This is a genomic window from Streptomyces alfalfae (assembly GCF_004127445.1).
GTDB lineage: Bacteria > Actinomycetota > Actinomycetes > Streptomycetales > Streptomycetaceae > Streptomyces > Streptomyces alfalfae.
Window position 1 is genome coordinate 1 of sequence record NZ_QEXM01000030.1, and the last position, 2,697, is coordinate 2,697.

Consider the following 2,697-nt stretch of genomic DNA (forward strand, 5'->3'; position numbering starts at 1 on the left):
AGGCGAGGACGGCGGGGTTGGAGGAGGGGAGTTCGGTGTAGGTGCCCAGGCCGAAGGCGGGGTTCTGTTTGCGGATCTCGATCATCCTGCGGGTCCAGTGCAGGAGCGAGGAGGGCGAGGACATGGAGGCCTCGACGTTGGTGACCTGGTAGCCGTAGACCGGGTCCATGATCGTGGGGAGGTAGAGGCGGCCGGGGTCGCAGGAGGAGAAGCCCGCGTTGCGGTCGGGGGTCCACTGCATCGGGGTGCGGACCGCGTCGCGGTCGCCGAGCCAGATGTTGTCGCCCATGCCGATCTCGTCGCCGTAGTAGAGGATCGGCGAGCCCGGCAGGGACAGCAGCAGGGCGGTGAAGAGTTCGATCTGGTTGCGGTCGTTGTCCAGGAGGGTGGCGAGGCGGCGGCGGATGCCGATGTTGGCGCGCATGCGCGGGTCCTTGGCGTACTCCGCGTACATGTAGTCGCGCTCCTCGTCGGTGACCATCTCCAGGGTCAGCTCGTCGTGGTTGCGCAGGAAGATGCCCCACTGGCAGCCCGCCGGGATCGCCGGCGTCTTCGCCAGGATCTCGGAGACGGGGTAGCGGGACTCACGCCGCACCGCCATGAAGATGCGCGGCATGACGGGGAAGTGGAACGCCATGTGGCACTCGTCCCCGCCCTTCTCGTAGTCCCCGAAGTAGTCGACCACGTCCTCGGGCCACTGGTTGGCCTCGGCGAGCAGGACGGTGTCGGGGTAGTGGGCGTCGATCTCCGCGCGCACCCGCTTGAGGAGGTCGTGGGTGCGGGGGAGGTTCTCGCAGTTGGTGCCCTCTTCGGCGTAGAGGTAGGGGACGGCGTCGAGTCGGAAGCCGTCGATGCCGAGGTCGAGCCAGAAGCGCAGGGCGGAGATGATCTCTTCCTGGACGGCCGGGTTCTCGTAGTTGAGGTCGGGCTGGTGGGAGAAGAAGCGGTGCCAGTAGTACTGCTTGCGGACCGGGTCGAAGGTCCAGTTGGAGGCCTCGGTGTCGACGAAGATGATGCGGGCGTCGCCGTACTGCTTGTCGTCGTCGGCCCAGACGTAGTAGTCGCCGTAGGGTCCTTCGGGGTCGGTGCGCGAGGCCTGGAACCACGGGTGCTGATCGCTGGTGTGGTTCATGACGAAGTCGATGATGACGCGCATCCCGCGCTGGTGGGCGCTGTCGACGAACTCCACGAAGTCCGCCAGGTCACCGAACTCCGGCAGCACCGCCGTGTAGTCGGAGACGTCGTAACCGCCGTCGCGTAAGGGGGACTTGAAGAAGGGCGGCAGCCAGAGGCAGTCCACGCCGAGCCACTGGAGGTAGTCGAGCTTGGCGGTGATGCCCTTCAGGTCCCCGATGCCGTCGCCGTTGCTGTCCTGGAAGGAGCGGACGAGGACCTCGTAGAACACCGCGCGTTTGAACCAGTCGGGATCGCGGTCCTTGCTCGGGGTGTCCTCGAACGTGTCCTGGACGGGCTCATTGAAGATCATGGTGTGGGTGACCCTCCGATCAACGGTGAGGACGGTCGCAGGACGCTCAGGATGTGCGCGGGCGCGCGGCCCGGTTCCAGGCGCACATAGTTGGTCCTGCCCCAGTGGTAGGTCTCACCGGTGAGCTCGTCGCGCACCGGCACGGTCTCGTGCCAGTCGAGGCCGAGTTCCGGCATGTCCAACGAGACCGTCGCCTCCTGGGTGTGGTGGGGGTCGAGGTTGGCGACCACCAGAACCGTGTTCGAACCGTGCGTGTCGGCGGCGGACTTCGAGTAGGCGATCACCGCTTCCTTGTCGGTGGAGTGGAAGTGCAGGTCGCGCAGTTGCCGCAGGGCGGGATTGGCGCGGCGTATCCGGTTGAGAACGGTGATGAGGGGGGCGATGGTGTCGCCTCTTTCGGCGGCCCCCGCCCAGTCCCTCGGGCGCAGCTCGTACTTCTCGGAGTTCTCGTACTCCTCGCTGCCGGGCCGCACGGCCCTGTTCTCGCACAGCTCGAATCCGCTGTAGATCCCCCAGGTCGGCGAGAGCGTCGCGGCGAGCACGGCGCGTGTCTCGAAGGCGGGGCGCCCGCCTTCCTGGAGGTAGGCGTGGAGGATGTCGGGGGTGTTCACGAAGAAGTTCGGGCGCAGGAAGTGCGCGGTGTCGCGGGACAGTTCGGTGAGGTATTCGGTGAGTTCGGCCTTGGAATTGCGCCAGGTGAAATAGGTGTACGACTGCTGGAATCCGATGGCGGCGAGGGTCTGGAGCATCGCGGGGCGGGTGAAGGCCTCGGCGAGGAAGATGACGTCCGGATCGGTGCCGTTGATCCGGGCGATCACCTCCTCCCAGAACACCACCGGCTTGGTGTGCGGGTTGTCGACGCGGAAGATCCGCACGCCGTGCCCCATCCAGAACCGCAGCAGCCGCTCGGTCTCCGCGATCAGCCCCGGCATGTCCTCGCCGAAGGCGATCGGGTAGATGTCCTGGTACTTCTTCGGCGGGTTCTCGGCGTACGCGATGGAGCCGTCCGCCCTGCGGCGGAACCACTCCGGATGCTTGTCCACCCACGGGTGGTCCGGCGAGCACTGGAGGGCGAAGTCCAGGGCGACCTCCAGGCCGAGGCCCTCGGCCCTGCGCACGAAGGCGTCGAAGTCGTCGAGCGTGCCCAGGTCGGGGTGGACGGCGTCGTGGCCGCCCGCCGGGGAGCCGATCGCCCACGGCACACCGACGTC

Annotated in this window: 2 protein-coding genes; both read right to left on the minus strand. The window is 67.1% G+C overall.

All coding sequences use genetic code 11. The features are described 5' to 3' along the window. A partial coding sequence (gene treS / locus DCW30_RS13060; protein ID WP_129299894.1) for a maltose alpha-D-glucosyltransferase occupies positions 1-1,486 on the minus strand: 1,486 nt, incomplete at its 3' end. Further along, the coding region (locus DCW30_RS13065; protein ID WP_479683388.1) for an alpha-amylase family protein at positions 1,483-2,697 on the minus strand (1,215 nt) is incomplete at its 5' end. The genes treS and DCW30_RS13065, both read right to left, overlap by 4 nt.